Source organism: Streptomyces chiangmaiensis (assembly GCF_036281785.1).
Classification (GTDB): domain Bacteria; phylum Actinomycetota; class Actinomycetes; order Streptomycetales; family Streptomycetaceae; genus Streptomyces; species Streptomyces chiangmaiensis.
Map to the genome: position 1 here is coordinate 1 of NZ_JAYWVC010000408.1, position 3736 is coordinate 3736.

At 65.4% G+C, this 3736-nt stretch carries 3 protein-coding genes; 1 reads left to right on the forward strand and 2 read right to left on the reverse strand.

Annotated features, from left to right (window positions below; all coding sequences use genetic code 11):
* Together VXC91_RS43385 and VXC91_RS43390 are read right to left on the reverse strand one after the other, a co-directional pair.
* Positions 1–1072: glycoside hydrolase family 15 protein (locus VXC91_RS43385; protein ID WP_329512858.1), on the reverse strand; the 1072-nt coding region annotated here is incomplete at its 3' end.
* Positions 1073–1149: 77 nt separating this feature from the next.
* Positions 1150–1866, reverse strand: a complete 717-nt coding sequence (locus VXC91_RS43390; protein ID WP_329512859.1) for an alpha/beta hydrolase — start codon at positions 1864–1866, stop codon at positions 1150–1152.
* A gap of 721 nt (positions 1867–2587) precedes the next feature.
* On the opposite strand from VXC91_RS43390, the gene VXC91_RS43395 reads away from it, so the two are divergent.
* Positions 2588–3409: an alpha/beta hydrolase gene (locus VXC91_RS43395; protein ID WP_329512860.1), complete on the forward strand. Its 822-nt coding sequence runs from the start codon at positions 2588–2590 to the stop codon at positions 3407–3409.
* Positions 3410–3736: the final 327 nt, after the last annotated feature.

Sequence of the window (3736 nt, forward strand, 5' to 3'; positions counted from 1 at the left end):
CGTCGAGTTGTGTCTGGGTCCAGGCTCCGTTTCCCACCCTGACAGGGCGGCTGGCCCGCCAGCCGGACAGATGGGGCAGCTCGCGCTCGGACAGGTCGCGCTCACCTCCGACACCGAACACGATCTGCAGTGCACTCCCTGTGCGTGTGTCCGCGGCTGCGGTCGTCACGAAGTCGAAGAATTCATGGGCTTCGTCCGGGCAGGCTGCCACCCACAATGCTTCCATGGTGAGACTCGCATCCCGCAGCCAGGAGTATCGATAGTCCCAATTCCGTTCGCCGCCGACCGCTTCCGGCAGGGAAGTGGTGGCGGCGGCCACGATCGCCCCAGTCGGCTGGTAGCTGAGAGCCTGCAGCACACGCCCAGAGTGACAGACCAGATCTCCCCACGGCCCCTGGTATTGCTGGTGTATTGAGGACCACGCCCGCCAGTCGGCAATGGTGCCCTCAAGTTCTTCGGCGATGTCGCATTGGCCATAGGGCGGAGGCAACGGCACACCGAGTGGGGCGTGTCGCATGGCGAAATGCAGGACGTCTCCGTCGCGCAGTGCCATGGTGGTGCGGACCTCATCAGCTGCCGTGACGTCCAGCTCGGGCGCGGACAGGACGAATCGAGCGGAGCCACCCGAGGATACGACCCCACCGTCGATGGTCGTGTGGCGCGGGCTTATGAGTCCGTATTCGGGCCGTGGTCTGTACCGCATCTCTACGCGGACGCGTCCCTGCAGACAGCGCACGCGCCGTACCAGGGAATGCGGTGCGTGCTCACCGATGCGATGCGGATCGCTGGACGGTCCGAGAGCCATGGCGTCAATGAGTTCCACGGTGCCGTCCGCCGTACGAAACGTCGTACGCAGCGCCATGGAACCGTGGACGTACTGGCGTTGGATCTCCGCTTGGCCGATCGGGCGAATCGACCACGATCCCGCCTCCTCGTCCAGGATCGCTCCGAACACGGACGGACTGTCGAAACGCGGGAAGCACAGCCAGTCGACCGTGCCGTCCGATGTGACGAGGGCCGCAGAATGGCGGTCCGAGAGCAACGCGTGGTCTTCGATACGGGCAGCGGTCACAGCCCACACCCCATTCTGTCTGGTACTTCCCCCGTCCCGCCTGTCGCGGGAAGGGGCCGTCCGGCCTTGGCGCGCGTTCATGGCCTTGGGACGGGCCCGGGCTGCTTTCTGCTGTCCGATGGGGCCGGGCCCTCGATGTATCGCTCGGCCCAGGCAGCGAGCAGGCTTGCCACGAACTCCGCGTCCCGCCGTCGGCTGAGCAGGTGGTCGGCGCCGTCGATCGAAATGAAGCTCTTGGGATGACGGGCCGTATCGAAGATGTGACGTGCGTTGTCGACGTCCACGATCTCGTCGGTGGGTGAGTGCATCACCAGCAGTGGGCGACGGAGCCGTGCGATGCGTTCCGCCTGTGGCTGCATGGCGATGTCGTCGAGGAACTGCCGGCGGATGCGGAAGGTCCGGCCGCCGATGCGTACCTCTGCCTGCCCGGCTCGTTCGATCTCGGCGCGGCGGTCGCCGAACAGACGGCTTACGTGGGCAGGGTTGGCCGGGGCGCCGATGGTCGCCACTGCCCGGACCTCTGGCAGGTACCCCGCCGCAGCCAGAACCGCCGCGCCTCCGAGGGAATGCCCGATGAGAAGCACGGGGTCGGTGAAGCTGTCGCGCAGATATGTGGCAGCGTGGAGGAGATCCTCGATGTTCGAGGAGAAATTGGTGTTGGCGAAGTCTCCCCCCGATCCACCCAGTCCGGTGAAGTCGAACCGCAGTACCCCAAATCCATGCAGTGCCAGTGCGCGAGAGACCCGTGTGGCGGCGCTGCTGTCCTTGTTGCAGGTGAAGCAGTGTGCGAACAACGCCCAAGCCCGTGGGCCACTTGCAGGCATATCGAGTCTCGCCGCCAAAGGCTCCCCTTGAGAGCCCATGAATTCGACTCGACCGTCGGCACCGGTAACGCCGCCGTGCTGTGCCACGAGGACCCCCGCTCGGTGCTTTGTGACGTTGCTCTTGTAGTGTTCCAAGAAATCACACCCACTCAGGCTTCCGCCATGTCCCGCTAGTGGATTCACTTATGGCGGTATTCGAACATTGTCTGGCTCCTGTGGCCCGTAGCCGGCCTGACCGGGGCGGCTACGGGTACAGTGCTCCGCCGGTGGGCGTGCTGCCGGCCGTGGGTCGGGTGAGCGGGAGCGGTGGCGATGGACACCCGACCGTGTCCGATCGGGCTGCCATGGAGCCGATGACGCTACGGCGCTCCAAGCGGGGCCCGACAGGTCAGCCTGTTCGTTCGAAGCGGGCCTGTTGCCCGTGCACCGATCGGGCCTCAGTAATCCGATGGCGTGATGGCCACAGGACATGGTTGTCCCAGATCGAGAAGACTGGCGCGGTGGGGCCACAGTCGTCGGGGTGGCCCTGCCGAGCTCTGAGACGGTCATCCCGCCCTCCCGCGAGGTACGGTGCCGGCGCTCCGCCGACGCCTCGCCGACTCGCGGATCCTTCGCGATCAACGTGGTTCCCCGGCACCTTCTTTTCAGCACTCCGAAGAGATCAGTCAGCAATCCTCAGGAGCAGGCCCTGATGCCGAACCGAACGCCCGTCGTCTTCATCCACGGGTTCTGGCTGCACGCCTCGTGCTGGGAGCCCTGGATCGATCGCTTCTCCGCATGCGGGTTCGAGCCTGTTGCTCCTGGATGGCCGGGCGAGCCCGACACGGTCAGCGAGGCCCGCCGACGGGGGGAAGCCGTAGCCGTCGTCGGCCTCGACGACGTTGTCCACCACTACGCGCGTATCGTCCGGTCCTTCGACACAGAGCCTGTGATGGTGGGGCATTCGATAGGCGGCCTGATCGTTCAAAGGCTCATCGGCATGAACCTCGGCCGGAGCGCAGTGGCCATCGCCGCCGCCCCGATCAAGGGCGTCCAGCTCGGGTCGGCCTTTGCGCACCTCTGTGCCAAGTTGCCGGCATTCAGTGATCCGGACATCTGCGCGCGGTTGCCGGAGCTCAGCGCCGAGCAGTTCCGCTACGTCATCGCGAACGCGGTCACCGAGGTGGAGTCGGCGTGCCTGTTCGAGCGCTACGCCATACCGTCCCCAGGTCGCACCCTGTTCGACGCTGCCTATGCGAACAGTGCACGAAACTGTCGTACGTCCGTGCGGACCGACAATGCAACGCGCGGCCCACTCCTGTTGATCTCGGGTCAGGAGGACTGTCTGGTCCCCGATGCCATCACCCGTGCCGTGTACAAGCTCTACGGAGACTCCAGGGCAGTGACGGAACTGAAACAGTTCGTCGACCGTGGTCACTCGATGATCATTGACGGCGGCTGGCGTGCCGTCGCTGATTACACGCTTACCTGGTTGGCTCACGTGGGCGTCTCCCCGTCCGAGCAGGGGTGTTGACTCGGAGGGGATGGGAGAGCGAAACAGACCGGCTCGCCCATGCAACGACGCACCGCGACCGCACGACCTGAGCAGGCGTCAGAGGAGCGCAGCACTGGTGCGAATCCATGCAGGAGACCGCACGGCAGTCGTTTGACTGATGTCTTACTCGGGTCTTCCGGTGAGCCTGAGGTGGACGCCGGCCTCTGAAGGGGTGACCGTGCCGCCCCCTCCGATCGGAGCGGGCCGGCTTTTGTGTTGACGGGACAAGAGTTCTGCGGCGAAGGGACATGGCATGACTCAGGGGGCCCGGAGTAGAGAATCCTCGACCCGATCGAGGAGTACTGG

Coding starts and splice junctions, on each gene's coding strand:
- VXC91_RS43395 (WP_329512860.1), top strand. CDS start 2,588: ATGCCGAACCGAACGCCCGTCGTCTTCATCCACGGGTTCTGGCTGCAC.